This window comes from Pseudomonas sp. GXZC (genome assembly GCF_026967615.1).
GTDB lineage: Bacteria > Pseudomonadota > Gammaproteobacteria > Pseudomonadales > Pseudomonadaceae > Aquipseudomonas > Aquipseudomonas azotoformans_A.
On record NZ_CP114115.1, the window covers coordinates 3,984,631 to 4,003,018 of the forward strand.

Annotated in this window: 15 protein-coding genes; 8 read left to right on the forward strand and 7 right to left on the reverse strand. The window is 59.6% G+C overall.

The annotated features are described in order from the left end of the window. Window positions 1-2: 2 nt before the first annotated feature. Both OZ428_RS18510 and OZ428_RS18515 read right to left on the reverse strand, forming a co-directional pair. Window positions 3-1,280, reverse strand: a complete 1,278-nt coding sequence (locus tag OZ428_RS18510) for an ATP-binding protein (protein WP_269130825.1) — start codon at window positions 1,278-1,280, stop codon at window positions 3-5. Next, complete coding sequence (locus tag OZ428_RS18515; protein ID WP_269130826.1) at window positions 1,281-1,988, reverse strand: winged helix-turn-helix domain-containing protein; 708 nt, start codon at window positions 1,986-1,988, stop codon at window positions 1,281-1,283. It lies immediately after the preceding gene. A 157-nt stretch (window positions 1,989-2,145) separates the two neighbouring features. On the opposite strand from OZ428_RS18515, the gene OZ428_RS18520 reads away from it, so the two are divergent. Then, window positions 2,146-3,345 carry an MFS transporter gene (locus OZ428_RS18520; RefSeq protein ID WP_269130827.1) on the forward strand — a complete coding sequence of 400 codons (1,200 nt, stop codon included), beginning with the start codon at window positions 2,146-2,148 and terminating at the stop codon, window positions 3,343-3,345. On the opposite strand, the gene OZ428_RS18525 is transcribed toward OZ428_RS18520, so the two are convergent. Beyond that, window positions 3,301-3,903, reverse strand: coding sequence for a tRNA-(ms[2]io[6]A)-hydroxylase (locus tag OZ428_RS18525; RefSeq protein ID WP_016979482.1), 603 nt, complete (start codon window positions 3,901-3,903; stop codon window positions 3,301-3,303). The genes OZ428_RS18520 and OZ428_RS18525 overlap by 45 nt on opposite strands. A gap of 156 nt (window positions 3,904-4,059) precedes the next feature. Between OZ428_RS18525 and OZ428_RS18530 the strand changes: the two genes are divergently transcribed. Then, window positions 4,060-4,923 carry a universal stress protein gene (locus tag OZ428_RS18530; RefSeq protein ID WP_038841892.1) on the forward strand — a complete coding sequence of 288 codons (864 nt, stop codon included), beginning with the start codon at window positions 4,060-4,062 and terminating at the stop codon, window positions 4,921-4,923. Window positions 4,924-4,926: 3 nt separating this feature from the next. Here the strand turns inward: OZ428_RS18530 and OZ428_RS18535 are convergent, their stop codons facing one another. After that, window positions 4,927-5,397, reverse strand: a complete 471-nt coding sequence (locus OZ428_RS18535) for a DUF1289 domain-containing protein (RefSeq protein ID WP_016979484.1) — start codon at window positions 5,395-5,397, stop codon at window positions 4,927-4,929. Between the two features lie 397 nt (window positions 5,398-5,794). Here OZ428_RS18535 and acnB point away from each other — a divergent pair, with 397 nt between their 5' ends. Then, the gene (gene acnB, locus OZ428_RS18540) at window positions 5,795-8,404 is read left to right on the forward strand and encodes a bifunctional aconitate hydratase 2/2-methylisocitrate dehydratase (protein ID WP_033898481.1); all 2,610 of its coding nucleotides are present in this window, start codon (window positions 5,795-5,797) and stop codon (window positions 8,402-8,404) included. An 863-nt stretch (window positions 8,405-9,267) separates the two neighbouring features. Here acnB and OZ428_RS18545 read toward each other — a convergent pair. Then, window positions 9,268-10,392 carry an IS481 family transposase gene (locus OZ428_RS18545; RefSeq protein ID WP_269130828.1) on the reverse strand — a complete coding sequence of 375 codons (1,125 nt, stop codon included), beginning with the start codon at window positions 10,390-10,392 and terminating at the stop codon, window positions 9,268-9,270. A 191-nt stretch (window positions 10,393-10,583) separates the two neighbouring features. Then, window positions 10,584-11,861 (reverse strand): HAAAP family serine/threonine permease, encoded by a 1,278-nt coding sequence (locus tag OZ428_RS18550; protein WP_016980153.1) that lies wholly within the window; start codon window positions 11,859-11,861, stop codon window positions 10,584-10,586. A gap of 284 nt (window positions 11,862-12,145) precedes the next feature. On the opposite strand from OZ428_RS18550, the gene OZ428_RS18555 reads away from it, so the two are divergent. From OZ428_RS18555 to OZ428_RS18575, 5 genes are all read left to right on the forward strand, one after another. Then, window positions 12,146-12,739, forward strand: a complete 594-nt coding sequence (locus tag OZ428_RS18555; RefSeq protein WP_269130829.1) for a TetR/AcrR family transcriptional regulator — start codon at window positions 12,146-12,148, stop codon at window positions 12,737-12,739. 184 nt (window positions 12,740-12,923) lie between these two features. Then, window positions 12,924-13,448: a cysteine hydrolase family protein gene (locus OZ428_RS18560; RefSeq protein ID WP_269130830.1), complete on the forward strand. Its 525-nt coding sequence runs from the start codon at window positions 12,924-12,926 to the stop codon at window positions 13,446-13,448. A gap of 53 nt (window positions 13,449-13,501) precedes the next feature. Then, complete coding sequence (locus OZ428_RS18565; RefSeq protein ID WP_269130831.1) at window positions 13,502-14,455, forward strand: 2-hydroxyacid dehydrogenase; 954 nt, start codon at window positions 13,502-13,504, stop codon at window positions 14,453-14,455. A gap of 129 nt (window positions 14,456-14,584) precedes the next feature. Next, on the forward strand, window positions 14,585-15,652 hold the full coding sequence (locus OZ428_RS18570) for a phosphotransferase family protein (RefSeq protein WP_269130832.1): 1,068 nt from the start codon (window positions 14,585-14,587) through the stop codon (window positions 15,650-15,652). 9 nt (window positions 15,653-15,661) lie between these two features. After that, window positions 15,662-16,429 (forward strand): SDR family oxidoreductase, encoded by a 768-nt coding sequence (locus tag OZ428_RS18575; RefSeq protein WP_269130833.1) that lies wholly within the window; start codon window positions 15,662-15,664, stop codon window positions 16,427-16,429. Between the two features lie 53 nt (window positions 16,430-16,482). Here OZ428_RS18575 and OZ428_RS18580 read toward each other — a convergent pair whose 3' ends face one another. Further along, window positions 16,483-18,333: a hypothetical protein gene (locus OZ428_RS18580; RefSeq protein ID WP_269130834.1), complete on the reverse strand. Its 1,851-nt coding sequence runs from the start codon at window positions 18,331-18,333 to the stop codon at window positions 16,483-16,485. Between the last annotated feature and the right edge of the window lie 55 nt (window positions 18,334-18,388).

Here is an 18,388-nt window from a genome sequence, read left to right on the forward strand (position 1 = left end):
GCCTATTCGGCATACGCCCACGTCATCCGAAACGAAGCCCCACCCCACTCCGAATCCAGCACCTGCACCTGGCCGCCATGCCACTGCGACACCCGCTGCACCAGCGCCAGGCCCAGGCCGAAGCCGCCGGTGCGGCGGTCGCGACTGGCGTCCAGGCGCATGAAGGGTTGGAAGATTTTGGAGCGACCTTCTTCCGGTACGCCAGGGCCGTCGTCACACACCCGCACCTCATAGCCGCTGCCAAACTTGACCAGCGACACTTCCACACGGCGCTCGGCATAGCGAATTGCGTTACGCAACAGGTTGATCACCGCACGCGCCATGAAGCGCGGCTCAATCTGGATATAGTCCACCTCGCATGTACGCAACGACAGTTGGATGCCCGCCGCTTCGGCCTCCAGGGCCACGCTGCCGATCACACTGTCGAGCCAGCTGTGGGCCTCGATGCTTTCACGGGTGACTTGGGTGGCACCGCGTTCCAGGCTCGCGTAGGTCAGCAGCTCGGAGACCATTTCCTCCAGCTCGCCCAGGTCGGCATACATGTCCGCGATCAATTCGCCACGCTGGCGTGGATCGGCCTGTTGCTTGAGCTGGTCGAGTTCGAACGACAGGCGTGCAATCGGCGTGCGCAATTCGTGGGACACGGCGTTGGTGAGTTCGCGCTGGTTGGCGATCAGGCTTTCGATGCGCTCGGCCATCTGGTTGAAGTGCCCGGCCAGTTCGCGCACGGTGGAACGGCGTGGCAGCAGGATGCGCGAACTGAGGTCGTTGTCACCGAAACGTTGGGCCGCCAGGCGGATATGCTCCAGGTCGCGCCAGTGCGGACGCACCCAGAAATACAGCACGATCGCCAGGCTCAGCCCCAGCAGGCTGTAGGCCCACAAGTACAGCCATTTCGGCTCGTCGGGCAGCTTGATATTGAGCAACTGAGGGCCGCCGTCGATATTGGCGATGAACTCCATGAAGTCGCCCCGCACCACCAATTGGCCGGCCGCCAGCAACTGTTGCTCACGCTGGTCCAGCGCCAACTCATCGCGCTGCACCAGTTTGAGGTGCAGGCCGTAATGCGGTTGCAGCTCGCTCAGCCGCGCCTGACGGGCGTCACCGAGCAAGGGCCGCAACTGCTCGACCAAACCATACGCCGGGCCGCGCAGGGCTTCGCGGTTATAGGTTTCATTGGCTTCGGGCAGCAGCTCATCAAAGGTGTAGTTGACCAGCCAGATCGCCCCCGCCAGCCCCAGCGCCAGGATGATGTACAGGCGAATATAGAGCCGCAGCATCTAGGCCTCCCACGCGAACGGATTGAACAGATAGCCCTTGCCCCAGATGGTCTTGATGCACACCGGTTCGCGCGGGTTATCGTTGAGCTTGCCGCGCAGTTTGCTGATGTACACATCGACACTGCGGTTGAGGCCGTCGAACGCAATGCCACGCATGCGGTTGAGGATGTCATCGCGGGACAGGATCGTCCCCGAGTGACTGGCCAACAACCACAACAGTTCGAACTCCATGGTGGTGAGGTCGATCTTGTCGTCCCCCAGGCTGACCACCCGGCAACTGCGATCGATGGCCAGCCGCCCGAAAGCCAGCGACCCGCGCACGGTCGGCTCCGGCGCCTGGCGTCGTTGCAACGCACGCAAGCGTGCCAGCAACACAGGGGGCTTGATCGGCTTGATCACGTAATCGTCGGCACCGGACTCCAGGCCAAGGATGTGGTCCAGGTCATCTTCCTTGGCCGTAAGGATCACGATCGGCGTGTCGGACACCGTGCGAATCCCGCGACACACATGCAGCCCGCTCTGGCCGGGCAGCATCAGGTCGAGTACGACGATCTTCGGCTTGAACTCCAGGAACGCGGCCAGGGCCTCGTCGCCCCGGTGCTCCACGCGCACCTCAAAGCCATGCTGCGCGAGAAAGTGCGCGATCAGCCCTGCCAGTTTTTCGTCGTCCTCAACGAGCAAGACCTTGCCCAGCCCCAGGTTTTCCATAAGTTCTCAGTTTGCAGACACGGATTGAAGAGCGGGCATTATAGGTGGCAAGCTGGGCAACTAAAGCAGCTGGCCAGCATTGGCCGACGAAGCTTCATGCTTTTAAGAGTTTTTAACAAATACCCCGCAATCTTTAACGCCATCCACAGGGAGTTGTATGCGCAAGGATTACCTGGCGTTCTTTGTTTCGCTGTTCCTGTCGCGGCTGGCGGACCAGATTCTACTGTTTATCGTGCCCTTGATCGTGTTCCAGACCACCCAGAGCGTGGCCTGGGCCGGGCTGGCGTTCTTTATCGAGTCGCTGCCGCGTTATCTCGCGTTCCCGGTGTGTGGCGCAGTGTGCGACAAGTTCGCGCCGGTGCGCATCCTGCATACCAGCCAGGTTTACCGGGCATTGGCCTGTGTGACGGCCGTGGTTTTGTACGGGGTATTCGACGGCATCGTCTGGATCGTACTGCTCTCGGCGCTCTGCGGCGTGCTGACTACCCAGGGCATCATGGCGCGGGAAGTGCTGATGCCCCATGTCTTCCCCCACTACAGCTACGCCAAGACGCTGTCCTATTCGCAGATTGCCGACCAGAGCGGGCTGGTGCTCGGGCCGCTGATGGCGGCGCTGATGCTGGAAGTGTGGGCCTGGCACTGGGTCGTCCTCGGTGTGGCCGGGCTGTTCGTGTTGGCCGACCTGGCGATGCGGCTGTGGCAACGCTCCAGCACCACACGCCTGGAAACCTTCGAACAGCACCGGGATATCTGGCTGCGGCCATTGAAGATTGCCTTCGGGCATATCCGCCGCCTGCCGGAACTGAAGCGGATCATCACCCTGGCCGTGGGTGTGAACCTGATCATTGGCGTCACGCTGGCCACGTCTGCGGCGATGGTGACGGGCCAATTTGCACAGGATAAGGACACCTATGCCCTGCTGCAGGCAGCCGGCGCCTTGGTGACCATCGGGATTCTGTTTTACCTGGCGCGGGCCGGGCTGCCGCTGAAGGTGCTGGGCGGCTTGTCGTATTCGATGATTGCGGTCGGTGCGGTGATCATGGCGGTCAGCCCCGGCGTGTGGCTGTACGCCGTGGGTTTCCTGCTGGTCACCGGTTTCGACAAGATGTTCAACGTCTACCTGCGCAGCACCCGTCAGCGGGTGATTCCCGTGCAGGACTTCGGCAAGACCGTAGGTGTGATCACCTTACTCAACAACCTGCCGCAACCCTTGGCGGGCCTGGCGATTGCGCTGTTGGCGGTACCGCTGGGTACGCAGGCGGTGATCCTGTTGCTGGCCGGAATCACCGCGCTGATCGGCGTGGCCGTGGCCTCAGGCTGGCACGCCACTGTGAAAGCGGAACTCGATGTCGGGTGACTCAATCAGTTCCTGCTCGGCCGCCCTCACCCGCTCGATCACCTGGGCGACGTCTTTGGCGTCGCCGTACTGGTAGGCCAGCTTGAGGTAGCCCTGGAAGTGCCGTGCTTCGCTTTTCAGTAAACCGAAGTAGAACTTGCCGAGTTCTTCGTCCAAATGCGGTACCAGCGCTTCGAAACGCTCGCAACTGCGTGCTTCGATAAACGCGCCCACCACCAGCGTGTCCACCAGCTTGACCGGTTCATGGGTGCGCACTACTTTGCGCAAACCCGAGGCGTAGCGACCAGCATTCAGTTGGCGCAACTCGACCTTGCGTTTTTTCATCAAGCGCATGACTTGTTCGTGGTGCACCAGCTCTTCACGGGCCAGGCGCGACATCATGTTGATCAGGTCCACATGGCTGTAGTACTTGGCGATCAAGCTCAGGGCGGTGCTGGCGGCTTTGAATTCGCAGTTCTTGTGGTCGATCAGCAGGGTGTCCTGATCGGCCAGCGCGGCCTGGACCCAGGCGTCAGGGGTGCGGCAACCGAGGAATTCGTGGATTTCGGGCAGGTTCATCGGGCTCACGGGCAAAAGGATCACAAAAGGCCGGCGATTATACCGACCCCGCCGCAGACCACCAGCCACCGGCCTTGATGTGCATCAACATGACGTGCGCTCGCCAGCAACTATAGTTGTTCCAGGCCCCCGCCCTTTTTTATGGAGATCCCGATCATGCAAGCCATCCGCAGCATCCTGGTGGTCATCGAGCCCGAGCATTCGGAAAGCCTGGCCCTCAAGCGTGCAAAGCTGATCGCCGGGGTCACCGGCGCGCACCTGCATCTGCTGGTCTGCGACAAAAAGCATGAGCACTCGGCGCTGCTGGCTCTGCTCAAGGCCGGTTTGCAAGAGGACGGCTACAGCGTCAGCACCGAGCAGGCGTGGAATGCCAGCCTGCATGAAACCATTATCGACGTGCAGCAGGCCGAAGGCTGTGGGCTGGTGATCAAGCAGCATTTCCCGGACAGCCCATTGAAAAAGGCGCTGTTGACGCCTGCGGACTGGAAGTTGCTGCGTTATTGCCCGACGGCGGTGTTGCTGGTCAAGACCGCCACACCGTGGGCTGGCGGGGTGATCCTGGCGGCGATCGATGTGGGCAATACCGACGGTGAGCACCGCTCATTGCACAATTCGATCATTGACCATGGCTTTGATATCGCCCACCTGGCCAAGGCGCAGTTGCATGTGATCAGCGCCCATCCGTCGCCGATGCTGTCGGCGGCGGACCCGACGTTTCAGCTCAAGGAAACCATCGAGGCGCGTTATCGCGAGCAATGCAGGGCGTTTCAGGCGGAGTTCGACGTGGACGACAAACACCTGCATATCGAGGAAGGACCGGCGGACGTGTTGATACCGCATCTCGCCCACAAGCTGCAGGCGGCGGTCACGATCATCGGCACCGTGGGTCGCACGGGTATTTCCGGGGCACTGATCGGCAACACCGCAGAGGTCGTGCTGGATACGCTGGAAAGCGATGTGCTGGTGCTCAAGCCAGAAGAAGTGATGGACCGTCTGGTGGAACAGGCCACCAAAGCCTGACAGCTAGGCGCCAAACGCATCCTTGAGAAACCCCGGCGCGATATAGCGCTGGTAGTGGGCTTCGGAGAGGATAAAGAACTCCCGATCAATGGCATCGCGCAGGTCCGGCAAGGGCCAGTCGCGAAACTCGGGCAACAGCACCATGCCGTAGGCTTCCAGGTTATTGATCACCCGTGCCCCCCGGGCGATCAACTGGTAGGCCCAGCAGTATTCGGACTGGTGCGGCACGAAGCGGATCTTGCGCTGTTCCAGTTGGCCGCGCAGGGTCTTGGGGTCAAAAACCTCCAGTTTGCCGGCCATCACCTGCACCAGCAGCTGCTCCAAGCGCAGCCAGACCGCACGTTTTTCCTCTTCGCCGTAGCCGTTCCACTGGATCACTTCGTGGTGGAAGCGCTTGCAGCCACGGCACACGAGATCGCCGTAGACCGTGGAGCACAGGCCGACGCAGGGGGTCTTGATGGTTTGGTTGGACATGGGCAACGACACGCAAATCAGCGAAACAATGCGCCATGTTAGCCCTTTGTCTAAGCTTGATCACCCAGCAAACTTGGTTAGGCAACTTACCTTTAGATTTTTTTTGCCGTAGAATCATCCGGCCTTGTAAGGCGCCAATAATCCGCTGGAAGCTGTTTTCAAAGCGTCACGAGCACAGTCGTTCCTTCAGAACGGTGTTGGCGATGGTTAATGACTCGGTAGGTCAGAGCCCTCGCCAACCCTCATCAGCTCCGTTCTGCAGGCGTAAAACTTTGAAAGCAGCTTCTGTGAGGAATGCCGGCAGCGCTGGCTTTGCGGCCCAAAAAGCCCCCGAGCGCATGCGTGCCGTTCATTTCTGGATGAGCGTCCCGTGGGACCACTGATGAGGGTAATAACTGTGCTTGAAGCCTACCGCAAACATATCGAAGAGCGTGCAGCCCTGGGTATCGTTCCCCAGCCGCTTAACGCCGAACAAACCGCAGGCCTGGTCGAGCTGCTGAAAAATCCTCCGGCTGGCGAAGAAGAATTCCTCGTTGACCTGATCACCAACCGCATTCCACCAGGCGTTGACGAAGCTGCTTACGTCAAGGCCGGTTTCCTGTCTGCCCTGGCCAAGGGCGAAGCCACTTCCCCCCTGATCAGCAAGCAACGCGCCGTTGAACTGCTTGGCACCATGCAAGGCGGCTACAACATCGTGACCCTGGTTGAGCTGCTGGACGACGCCACTCTGGCTCCGGTCGCCGCCGCCCAACTCAAGCACACCCTGCTGATGTTCGACGCGTTCCACGACGTGGCTGAAAAAGCCAAGAACGGCAACGAACACGCCAAAGCCGTGATCCAGTCCTGGGCCGACGGCGAGTGGTTCAGCAACCGCCCAACCCTGGCCGACAAGATCAGCCTGCGTGTGTTCAAGGTCACCGGCGAAACCAACACCGACGACCTGTCCCCTGCTCCCGACGCCTGGTCCCGTCCTGACATCCCGCTGCACGCCCTGGCCATGCTGAAAATGGCCCGTGAAGGCATCGTGCCGGACGAGCAAGGCAAGACCGGCCCGATGAAGCAGATCGAAGAAATGCGCGGCCAAGGCTTCCCGATCGCCTACGTCGGTGACGTGGTCGGTACCGGTTCGTCGCGTAAATCGGCCACCAACTCCGTACTGTGGTTCTTCGGCGACGACGTTCCGTACGTGCCGAACAAGCGCGCCGGTGGCTTCTGCTTCGGCAGCAAGATCGCTCCAATCTTCTACAACACCATGGAAGATGCGGGCGCACTGCCAATTGAGTTTGACGTTACCAACATGAACATGGGCGACGTGATCGACCTGTACCCGCATGCTGGTAAAGTCTGCAAACACGGCACCGACGAAGTCATCACCACCTTCGAAATGAAGACCCCGGTACTGTTGGACGAAGTCCGCGCCGGCGGCCGTATCCCGCTGATCATCGGTCGCGGCCTGACCGACAAGGCCCGTGCCGAACTGGGCCTGGGCCCAACCGATCTGTTCAAGCTGCCAGAAGCGCCTGTCGACACCGGCAAAGGCTTCACCCTGGCACAGAAAATGGTCGGCAAGGCCTGCGGTCTGCCAGAAGGCAAAGGCGTTCGTCCTGGCACCTACTGCGAACCGAAGATGACCACCGTGGGCTCCCAGGACACCACCGGTCCTATGACCCGTGATGAACTGAAAGACCTGGCGTGCCTGGGCTTCTCGACCGATCTGGTCATGCAGTCGTTCTGCCACACCGCGGCCTATCCAAAGCCGATCGACGTGACCACCCACCACACCCTGCCTGACTTCATCATGACCCGTGGCGGTGTATCGCTGCGCCCAGGCGACGGCATCATCCACAGCTGGCTGAACCGCATGCTGCTGCCGGACACCGTCGGTACCGGTGGTGACTCCCACACCCGTTTCCCGATGGGCATCTCGTTCCCGGCCGGTTCTGGCCTGGTCGCGTTCGCCGCAGCCACTGGCGTTATGCCACTGGACATGCCGGAATCGATCCTGGTGCGTTTCAAAGGCAAGATGAAACCTGGCATCACCCTGCGTGACCTGGTTCATGCCATTCCTTACTACGCGATCCAGTCGGGTCTGCTGACTGTAGAGAAGAAAGGCAAGAAGAACGCCTTCTCCGGCCGCATCCTGGAGATCGAAGGCCTGAACGACCTGACGCTGGAACAAGCTTTCGAGCTGTCCGACGCCTCGGCTGAACGTTCGGCTGCCGGTTGCACCATCAAGCTGTCGAAAGAGTCGATCACCGAGTACCTGAACTCCAACATCACCCTGCTGCGCTGGATGATCGGTGAAGGCTACGGTGACCCGCGTACCCTGGAACGTCGTGCTCAAGCGATGGAAGCCTGGGTCAAGAACCCAGAGTTGATGGAAGCCGATGCCGACGCGGAATATGCGGAAATCATCGAGATCGACCTGGCCGAGATCAACGAGCCGATCCTCTGTGCACCGAACGACCCGGACGATGCCCGTCTGCTGTCGAGCGTTGCCGGCGAGAAGATCGACGAAGTGTTCATCGGTTCGTGCATGACCAACATCGGTCACTTCCGCGCGGCCGGTAAGCTGCTGGAGCAGGTCAAGGGTCAGCTGCCAACTCGTCTGTGGCTGTCGCCGCCGACCAAGATGGACGCTCACCAACTGACCGAAGAAGGCTACTACGGCATCTACGGCAAGGCTGGCGCACGCATGGAAATGCCGGGCTGCTCGCTGTGCATGGGCAACCAGGCACGTGTAGAGCCGAATTCGACCGTTGTGTCGACGTCGACCCGTAACTTCCCGAACCGTCTGGGTGACGGCGCTAACGTCTACCTGGCTTCGGCCGAGCTGGCGGCAGTGGCCTCTACCCTGGGTCGCCTGCCGACCGTCGAAGAGTACATGGGCTACGCGGCGAAACTGGACACCATGGCCAGTGACGTTTACCGCTACCTGAACTTCGACCAGATTGCTGAGTTCCGCAAGATCGCAGCTAGCGCCAACATTCCGGTGATTCAAGCCTAAAGTGTTGATGTGAAGAGGCGCCGCGTATCGTGAGGTACGCGGCGCTTTTTTATGTCTGGAATATAGTATCGGCCGGGGTGCTGGGTGCTGGGTGAGATCGAGTACATATCCGTTATTTGGGTAACGGCTGGTATTGGTTCCGCTCTTACAGCGGGTCACTTTTGGAAGAGTCCGAATGCGGCCCAGCCAAAAGTAACCAAAAACGCTTCGCCCCAACACTCGGTACCTCGCCTAGGCTCGGTATGCCCGTAATCCGACAGTGATTTGGGGGGCCGCCGCCACGCGCCATCCATGGCGCGGGGCGGCTAAACCGGCATCCCTGCCGGTTTACCCCCCAAATCCCTGCCGAATTCCGGCCAGCGTGTTTGACGGGGCGCCTAAGATCAAAATCAAGATCTAAAGCAAAGCCAGAGCCAGAGCCAGAGCCGAATTGGATCTGCTTTTCTGTGGGAGCTGGCTTGTCGGACCGCCGCATCGCTGCGATGCAGACACCTCGGTACATCAGGCAAACCGAGTTGACGCAATCGCAGGCAAGCCAGCTCCCACATTTTGACCGAGATAGACCACACAATACCGGTCGGCTCGAAGGCCGCCGCGCTTTTGCTTTTGATCTGAGGCGCCCCGTCAAACACGCTGGCCGAACGCAGGCTTTGGAGCGTGGGTAACCCGGCAGGACGCCGGGTTAGCCGCGCTGGGCCAAGGATGGCCCATCGCGGCGGCCCACGCTCTAAAGCCGGAGTGAGGGCACACCGAGCCTAGGCGAGGTGCCGAGTGTTGGGGCGAGGACCTTTTGGTTACTTTTTGGGTCCTTCTGTATGGACCGGATACATGGTGGACACATGTGCGGGGACATGGTTGACACATTATGAACCATAGTCAGGTTTGCTCACGTCGATCGTTCGTAGGAAGTGATGACAGAAGTAGACATCAAAAAGGCCATCACTTTCAGGGTTAGGCCGTATCGCGATATGAAGCCCAGCCAAACCCTTGGCAATGCTGAAATAGCGTTTCTGAAAGCGAAATCGACTGTGATAAGCCTTAGCCAGCACATCATCCGGACCGTATTCAAACTCCGATAACTGCTGCGGATAAATCCAGGGGCTGGAGCGATACCGGTCCATAGGTACCTTGTAATCCAACGCTTGATGAGGACGTTGTAGGTTATAAATCTCACGCCATTGATCAAACGCTTTTTGAGCCTCCTTGGTAGTGGAAAAATGACGCCCTTCAAGCACTTCGGCCTTGAGTGAGCGGTGGAAACGTTCGATTTTTCCATTTGTTTGAGGATGGTATGGACGGCTGAAGCTGATCCGAATTCCTAGGCGAATCAACCAGATACTTAGCTCTGTGATTTCACCAGGGTTGCGTGGCGAGCCCCATGGCGGGCCGTTATCAACGTTGATGCGAGCCGGTAATCCGAAGCGTTGGAATACCTCGATCATCTTCTCCTTCACCGTAGCTCCACGCTCGTTGTCACAGGCCTGAATTGCCAAATTGAATCGTGAATGGTCGTCCAGCATGGTCAGCGGATGGCATCGGCCTTCTTGCGTAGGAAAATGCCCTTTGAAATCCATCTGCCAAAGATCGTTAGGCGCATCGTGCTCAAATCTCAGCTTTGCCTCTTGTTCCTTCTGAGAAGGCTGAATCAGACCGTGCCGGTGCAGGACATTGGTGACGGTGCTGGGAGCGATCTGCTTGTTCAAGAGGCTGCTGATTGTGCGTCCACCCCATGCTGGATGGTCTTGCCTAAGTGCTATGACCTGCGCTTCCAGAGCTGCGGTGGTCAGTTTGGGACTGGTGGCCGGTTTGCGAGACCTCTCTTGCAGCCCTGGCTGACCGTGCGCTTCGTAGCGTTTGAGCCACTTGTAGGCCGTTTGCGGACTGATGCCGAATCGTCGGCATAGCTCTCGTTTATTACTACCGGGTTGCCGTGCAAAGGCAATGAACTCTTCTTTCAGGCTCATGGTGTCTCTCGTGTTCCAGGGCATGATGGCTTTCCGGCGAAGTTGGCTCGCCGAAAAGTGTCCACCATGTCCCCGTACACCCGTCCACCATGTGTCCGGTCCATACAGGGTCCTTCCAAAAGTGACCCGCTGTAAGAGCGGAACCCTAGGTGGCCGTTACCTAAATAACGGATATGCACACCGAACCACCGCTATCACAGCCCTCCCACACAACCTCAAGCAAAAAACGAATAAACCACCGCAGTAATCGCCACCAACCCCACCGCCGTGACAAACACATTGGACGCCTGCCCACGGTACTTGGCCATAGCCGGCACCTTACGAATGGCGTACATCGGCATCAGGAACAGGATCGACGCAATGATCGGCCCCCCCAGCGCCTCAATCATCCCAAGAATACTCGGGTTCAACGTCGCCACAATCCAGCACACCACCAGCATAAACGCAGCCGTCATACGGTCCAGACGCTTGGCCTCCGGACGACGACCGGTCTTCAGCACCAGGCCCTTGAGGCCTTCACTGGCACCGATGTAGTGCCCCAGGAACGACTTGGCAATCGCCACGAACGCAATCAACGGTGCTGCGAACTCAATGGTTGGGTTATTGAAGTGATTGGCCAGGTACGACAGGATCGACAGGTTCTGTGCCTTAGCCTCGGCAAGCTGCGCCGGCGACAGGGTCAGTACGCAGCTGAACACGAAGAACAGCACCATCACCACCATCAACAGGTGCGCACGGGACAGGATCTGCGAGCTGCGCTCATCAGCGTGGACGCCGTACTGACGCTTCTGGTCCACCGCAAAGGCCGAGATGATCGGCGAATGGTTGAACGAGAACACCATCACCGGAATCGCCAGCCACAAGGTGTTGAGCAGCGCAGACGGCGCCGGGACCTGGCTGGCGGTGCTGAGGATGCCGCCGTTCCAATGCGGGATCAGGTACACCGCCAGGAACAGCAAGGCGACGATAAACGGATACACCATCAGGCTCATCGCCTTGACGATCACCTGCTCACCGCAACGCACCACGGCCAGCAGGCCGAGGATCAGCACAAACGACAGTAGCGCGCGTGGCGGCGGCATGATGTGCAGTTGGTGCTCCATGAAGCTGCCGACCGTGTTGGTCAACGCCACGCTGTAGATCAGCAGGATCGGGAAGATTGCGAAGAAGTACAGCAAGGTGATCAGCGCACCGGCTTTAATGCCGAAGTGCTCTTCGACCACGTCGGTGATGTCGGAGCCTTCACGGCCGGACAGCACGAAACGGGTCAGGCCACGGTGGGCGAAGAAGGTCATCGGGAACGCCAGCAGCGCAAGGATCACCAGTGGCCAGAAGCCGCCCAGGCCCGCGTTGATCGGCAAGAACAGCGTACCGGCGCCAATGGCGGTGCCGAACAGGCCAAGCATCCAGGTGGTGTCCTGGCGGCTCCAGCTTGTGAGGGTTGCAGGTGTCGTTGCATAGCGTTCGTCGACGCTATTGGCCTGATCATTCATCCGGTCGGATCTCCGCATTTACACGGCCGGGACGAGTCAGAAAAACCTGACAGGCAGCGCCCCGACCATAGAAGGGGCCGGATTGTCCGGGATTCTTGTGAATAAGCAAAGACTTAGCTGAGGAACGGTGGTGCGGTGCAGGCCCGCAGGGGCACCTGTATACGGCGGTTTTCGGGGCGTGCGGCTGAATGCGGAATATACATTCCCGCACAAATCTATTTTAGAATCGCGCTTGATCCTGTAGTTTTCATCCAGCATCCGCCGTTTATCCAGAGAGCCCCGCCATGCCGCGCGTTTCCCGCAAACAAGCCGACCTCAATCGCGAAATCATCGTCGAGGCGGCCACTCACCTGTTTCGCGAGCGCGGCTTGCACGGTATTAGCCTATCGGACGTCATGGCCGCCGCTGGCCTGACCCACGGCGGTTTCTACGGGCACTTCGCCTCCAAGGAAGCCCTGGCCACCGAAGCCTGCCAGCAGGCGTTCGAGCAAGCGAACCTGGGCTGGCAGGCAAAGATCGATCACAGCGAAGATCAACGGGCTGCCCGCGAGGCCGTGATGGGGCCTTATCTGACAGCCACCCATCGCGACAACCCTGGAGACGGCTGCCCCGTGTCGGCCTTCGCCCCGGACATGTGCCATGAGCCCGCCGACACCGCCTTGCAACACACCTTTATTGAGGGCGTCGAGAAGTCCCTTGAGGTGTTTGCGCAACTACAGGATGGAGATCGCCAGGCAATGCTGGCCAAGTACGCGATGATGATCGGCGCCGTGACCCTGGCACGTGCGACACGTGGCAATGATCTATCGGATGAATTCCTGGCTGCTGCACGAAATGCCCTACTGACCGTTGACAGCCCTTCCTCCGTCCCAGCATGATCAGGCCATGAATATTTTCCAGCGCTCCCTCACCCGCACCACCACCACGACCGCTTCCGGCGGGTCGCGCGGTGGCTGTGAGTGCTTGAGCTAGACACTTCACAGATTCAACCCAAGGCCCCGCCAGCAATGGACGGGGCCTTTTTATTGCTCCGCCCGTTCGGCAATCACAAGGAGCAACACCATGGCTGATGCCCTGCTGATCATCGACATGCAAACCGGCTTATACGATGGCCCGGAGAAACCCTTCGAGCGTGAACGCGTGCTCGCCACTATCAACCTGCTGATTCAGCGCGCACGCCTGGCTGGCGCCCCGATATTCGTCGCCCACCACACTGGGCCGGCAGGCTCACCGATAGAAGCAGGCAGCCCGCTCTGGCAGCTGTGTCATGGGCTGGAGGTAGACGAATCCCGCGACCACCTGTTCAACAAGACTCGCCCCAGCTGCTTCCTGGGCACAAATCTGGAAGCGCAACTGAAAGCGGCCCAGGTCAATGAACTGGTGATCGTCGGCATGAAAACCCAGTTCTGCCTCGACACCACTTGCCGGGTAGCCGTGGAATTGGGGTTTGCGGTGGTGCTGCCGGAAGACGGCCACACCTGCATGGACACACCGGCACTCAAGGCCGAAGCGATTATCGAGCATCACAATGCGACCCTGGCCGGGGCGTTTGTGAAGCGTGCACGTGCGGTCGAGATAAGCTTCTGATCGCACAAATACGGCATACTCCTCCCCTCAAACCCTTCAGGAAGAGCCTTCCGATGACCGCTACTGTTTTGGTCCTGGTTGAAACCATCAACGAATACCTGCCCATCATCGAGGGCAATGACTTTCATGTGATCCTGGCACCGACACCCGCCGAACGCGCCGAAGCCATCAAGGCCCACGGCAGCCAGATCAGGGCCGTGTTGACCCGTGGCCCGCTGGGCTTGTACGCCGAGGAAATCGCCGCCCTGCCGCTGCTGGAAATCATCTGTGTGATCGGCGCCGGCTACGAGCACGTAGACCTGCAAGCCGCCAGCAATCGCGGGATCGTCGTGACCAATGGCGCCGGGGTGAACGCGCCATCGGTGGCCGATCACGCCATGGCGTTGCTGCTCTCGCTGGTGCGCGGCATCCCGCAGACCGACGCCGCCGTGCGCCGCAGCGAATGGCCGAAAGTGATGCGCCCGTCCCTGGGCGGTAAACAGTTGGGCATCCTCGGGCTCGGTGCTGTTGGCCTGGAAATCGCCAAGCGTGCAGTCCTGGGCTTCGGCATGGAGGTGAGTTACCACAACCGCCAACCACGCGATGACGTGGACTACACCTACTGCGCGACTGCGGTGGAACTGGCGCGCACCTCGGACTTTCTGATCCTCGCCACCCCCGGCGGTGCCAGCACCCGCCACCTGATCGATCGCCACGCCCTGGATGCCCTGGGCCCGAATGGCTACCTGGTCAACATTGGGCGTGGCAGCGTGGTGGTCACCGCCGACCTGGTCGCGGCCCTTGAGCAACGCCGCATCGGCGGCGCCGCACTGGATGTATTCGACGACGAGCCCCAAGTGCCCGACGCCCTCAAGAAGCTCAGCAATACCGTGCTCACCTCCCATGTCGCCGGCCTGTCGCCCGAAGCCGCCCATGACACCGTGCAGCGCGTGGCCGATAACCTGGTGGAATACTTCGCCGGTCGCCCGGTGCTCACGCCGGTCGCCCTGCCCCCGCCCACTCAATGACCGATCAGGCACGCTGATCATCGTCCAACACGCTAACCTATTAAGCCGCCCCGACCTTGTCGCTGGGCGGTTGTGCGCATTAGATTAGGAAATAGTCCAAGGCCTTTAGAATAAGCAGAAGGGATAAGCATGGCGCTGAACGACCAATCGACCCAGATTCGCCCAGGCGAAGAACTTGATGCCAGCCTGATCGATCCCTACCTCAAGGCCCATATCCCCGGCCTGAGCGGCACGCCCACGATCAGCCAGTTTCCCGGTGGCGCGTCCAACCTGACCTACCTGCTGGAATACCCTGGCCAGGAATTCGTGCTGCGCCGCCCGCCCTTTGGCCACAAGGCCAAGTCCGCCCACGACATGGGTCGCGAATACCGCATTCTCAACCAGCTCAAAGATGGCTTCCCCTATTGCCCCAAGGCCTATGTGCATTGCACAGACGAATCGGTGATCGGCGCCGAGTTCTATGTGATGGAGCGCGTCAACGGCATCATCCTGCGCTCCGACCTGCCGCCTGAGCTGGGCCTGGACGCAACCAAGACCGAAGCACTGTGCAAAAGCTTCATCGACAAGTTCGTCGAACTGCACCAGGTGGACTACAGCGCCTGCGGCCTGGCCGACCTGGGCAAGCCGCAAGGCTATGTAGAGCGCCAGATCCGTGGCTGGAGCGATCGCTACGAGAAAGCCCTGACCCCCGACGCGCCGCGCTGGGAAGCGGTACGCGCCTGGCTCAACGACAAAATGCCGGCCGACCATCCGACATCAAGCATCGTGCACAACGACTACCGCTTCGATAACGTGATCCTCGACCCGCACAACCCCATGCAGATCATCGGCGTGCTGGACTGGGAGCTGACCACCCTCGGCGACCCGTTGATGGACTTGGGCAACACCCTCGCCTACTGGATCGAAGCGGCCGACCCGGCGCCGGTGCAACTGATGCGCCGCCAGCCGAGCAACGCGCCAGGCATGCTCACCCGCCGTGAATTCGTCGACTACTACGCCGAGCGCTCGGGCATCCAGATCGACAACTTCGACTTCTACTACACCTACGGCCTGTTCCGCCTGGCCGGCATCGTGCAACAGATCTACTACCGCTTCTTCCATGGCCAGACCCAGGACAAACGCTTTGCGCAGTTCATTCACATGAACAAGCTGCTGGAGCAGATGAGCCTGAACGTCATCAGCAAATCGTCCCTTTAAGGAACCGCTATGTCCAAGACCCACCTGTTCGACCTCGATGGCAAGATCGCATTCGTTTCCGGCGCCAGCCGTGGCATCGGCGAGGCCATCGCCAAGTTGCTCGCCCAGCAAGGCGCCCATGTGATCGTCTCCAGCCGCAGGCTCGAAGGCTGCCAGCACGTGGCCGACGCGATCATCGCCGACGGCGGCAAGGCCACGGCCGTGGCCTGCCATATCGGTGAAATGGAACAGATCACCCAAGTGTTCGCCGGTATCCGCGAACAGTTCGGGCGCCTGGATATTCTGGTCAACAACGCCGCCACCAACCCGCAGTTCTGCAACGTCCTGGACACCGACCTCGGTGCGTTCCAGAAGACCGTTGACGTGAACATCCGGGGCTACTTCTTCATGTCCGTGGAAGCCGGCAAGCTGATGCGCGAGAACGGCGGCGGCAGCATCATCAACGTCGCGTCGATCAACGGGATTTCCCCCGGTGTGTTCCAGGGCATCTACTCGGTGACCAAGGCCGCTGTGATCAACATGACCAAGGTGTTCGCCAAGGAATGCGCAGCGTTCGGCATTCGCTGCAATGCCCTGCTGCCGGGCCTGACCGACACCAAGTTCGCCTCGGCGCTGGTGAAGAACGACGCGATCCTGAAAATGGCCCTGGCGCAGATCCCCCTCAAGCGCGTGGCCGACCCGAGCGAAATGGCCGGCGCGGTGCTGTTCCTGGCCAGTGATGCATCGAGCTACACCACGGGCGTGTCGCTCAACGTGGACGGGGGGTTCCTCTCCTGAGACTCTGCGCGGGAGCGGGTAGATGCTCGCTCCCGATACCCATCGTGCGATGGCTAGAAATCCACGAGACTCATGTCAATCTTAAATAGGATGAGCTGGCCGTCTTCTGTCGTCGTACCTAACAGTTTAAATAGCTGCCCCCTGGCCAACGCCTTTGAAACCGCTGTATTTGCAGCCGAGGTCGGATCGGAAAACCCCAATACTCTTCTCACCCATTTGTCCGTCATTTGGCGCGCGTCCGTCATGCTTCCCAAGCTAGCATTGCCCAGTTCGCCAGATGGTTTCTTACTGACGTGCTTGACCTCTAGCAAGTAGATATTGCCAGTCGGCCCTTCAAATACGCGGTCAAAGCCGTTCTGCCCGGCCCCGTAGGTCCCACCCGGAAGCAACGTGTAGCCATCTTCCGTCAGCCGGGCTTCATACATCTGTTCATTCCGCTCACCTTGTGCTTTTCCATCCTTGGCATCACGGCATTTCTTCCACTCAACCAGCAGGTCATTCTCGGCCGCCGACCTGGTTCTGTCTGGGTAGCAAAGCTGCCGCTGCGAACTGATGCGCGCCACGCTGAAGTTACCGTTCTTGGAACATTTAACCGTACCCAACCCTTCAAGCGCATCGAACACAGGCATTCCGGGGGGGAGCGGCTGCCCGCGCGCCAACGCAGCATGAATGGCAGTCAGGCAGTCATAGGGATACCCATTCGTCCAAATGTAAGCATCAATCATGTCCCCCTTCATCGCCATCGGCGCCCTGCGAATGAACGGGTCGCAAAAGCCGATAATTTGCCGCAGGTAGTTCTGCATATAGCTATATACCTGCCGATCATGGCTATTTCCTGCCAAATCGACCGGGCCAACCAACGAGGTATAACCTCTGTTCTGTCGGGACGATTGGAACAAGTCCAGTACATTGTCCACTGCCAGTGTCGGCACCCACTTATCCGGTGCACTGCCCATTTCAATCCGAATATCGGGCAGTACCGTGCCTTGTGGGCAGGTGATACTCCACTGTTTTCCTGCACTGTCAAAGGCCACCGCGTAAAAGTCACTGCCGAGGGGAAGGTAATGTCGAAGACCGTTCACCTGATATAAACCGTTAGGTTCGACACGCCCAACCCTGATCCGTTTACCACTCATATCGACCGAATAAAGATCAGGCTTCGCGTGCGGGACAGTTCCAGACAGATCGCCAAAATGGATATCCACGAAGAACTGCTCGCGACCGATCATCAAGGACTTGAACCCTGTTGGCGCAGTCGAAAGAGTTGGAGCCCCGCCCGCGACCAACTTATAAGGGGCAAGGCTCCAAACGGGGTCAATACGTGTGACGCTCGATAAATTCACATGACTCATAGTGCGGGGTATAGACGACGATGAGGTGCTGTGGCTGAGTGATGAACCGGAATCGCTATGGCTGACGCCAGGGGAAGAGGAGGAGGAAGAACTGTCGGGCGAACCACTGCGCCAAGTCATCGTCGGTGCCATCCAATGAAGAGCAGGGCCTCGCGTCACCCGCGAATCAGGCGCCCTTTCATGCCATTCTCCGGTAACGGGATCATGGGTAACCATCACGGTTGTCCCATCCTCTGTGTCCGCATAATCACGCGAAGCATAATGGCGCAGGCCGGTGGTGGGATCAGGGGCCGGGATGGGATCGCCATGGGGCACAAAAACAGGGTTTCGAGTGACCTCGGGAGTTGACGGCAAATCGACGATGTATTGATACGTTGCACCAAAAATCCCCAATGAAGGATTGTCCTCAAGCAGGCTCGGTTCCGCCGAAGTGGCCCTGTGCGCGAAATCCACAGTGGAAAACGAGGTGCGAGCTTGAGGAGCCGTTCCCAAGGGACGAGTAGGCGCGTGCCCCGTCCCCGAAGGCACGGAACCAGATGTATATTGCTTCATATAAGAGCCCCTGACTATAACAAAACGAAGTGAGCTGAAGTACCGGGTATTCGAC

What these genes read in the sequence shown, in the direction of transcription:
- OZ428_RS18510 (WP_269130825.1), bottom strand. Translation starts at nt 1,280, where the DNA reads ATGCTGCGGCTCTATATTCGCCTGTACATCATCCTGGCGCTGGGGCTG.
- OZ428_RS18515 (WP_269130826.1), bottom strand. Translation starts at nt 1,988, where the DNA reads ATGGAAAACCTGGGGCTGGGCAAGGTCTTGCTCGTTGAGGACGACGAA.
- OZ428_RS18520 (WP_269130827.1), top strand. Translation starts at nt 2,146, where the DNA reads ATGCGCAAGGATTACCTGGCGTTCTTTGTTTCGCTGTTCCTGTCGCGG.
- OZ428_RS18525 (WP_016979482.1), bottom strand. Translation starts at nt 3,903, where the DNA reads ATGAACCTGCCCGAAATCCACGAATTCCTCGGTTGCCGCACCCCTGAC.
- OZ428_RS18530 (WP_038841892.1), top strand. Translation starts at nt 4,060, where the DNA reads ATGCAAGCCATCCGCAGCATCCTGGTGGTCATCGAGCCCGAGCATTCG.
- OZ428_RS18535 (WP_016979484.1), bottom strand. Translation starts at nt 5,397, where the DNA reads ATGTCCAACCAAACCATCAAGACCCCCTGCGTCGGCCTGTGCTCCACG.
- OZ428_RS18545 (WP_269130828.1), bottom strand. Translation starts at nt 10,392, where the DNA reads ATGCCCTGGAACACGAGAGACACCATGAGCCTGAAAGAAGAGTTCATT.
- OZ428_RS18550 (WP_016980153.1), bottom strand. Translation starts at nt 11,861, where the DNA reads ATGAATGATCAGGCCAATAGCGTCGACGAACGCTATGCAACGACACCT.
- OZ428_RS18555 (WP_269130829.1), top strand. Translation starts at nt 12,146, where the DNA reads ATGCCGCGCGTTTCCCGCAAACAAGCCGACCTCAATCGCGAAATCATC.
- OZ428_RS18560 (WP_269130830.1), top strand. Translation starts at nt 12,924, where the DNA reads ATGGCTGATGCCCTGCTGATCATCGACATGCAAACCGGCTTATACGAT.
- OZ428_RS18565 (WP_269130831.1), top strand. Translation starts at nt 13,502, where the DNA reads ATGACCGCTACTGTTTTGGTCCTGGTTGAAACCATCAACGAATACCTG.
- OZ428_RS18570 (WP_269130832.1), top strand. Translation starts at nt 14,585, where the DNA reads ATGGCGCTGAACGACCAATCGACCCAGATTCGCCCAGGCGAAGAACTT.
- OZ428_RS18575 (WP_269130833.1), top strand. Translation starts at nt 15,662, where the DNA reads ATGTCCAAGACCCACCTGTTCGACCTCGATGGCAAGATCGCATTCGTT.
- OZ428_RS18580 (WP_269130834.1), bottom strand. Translation starts at nt 18,333, where the DNA reads ATGAAGCAATATACATCTGGTTCCGTGCCTTCGGGGACGGGGCACGCG.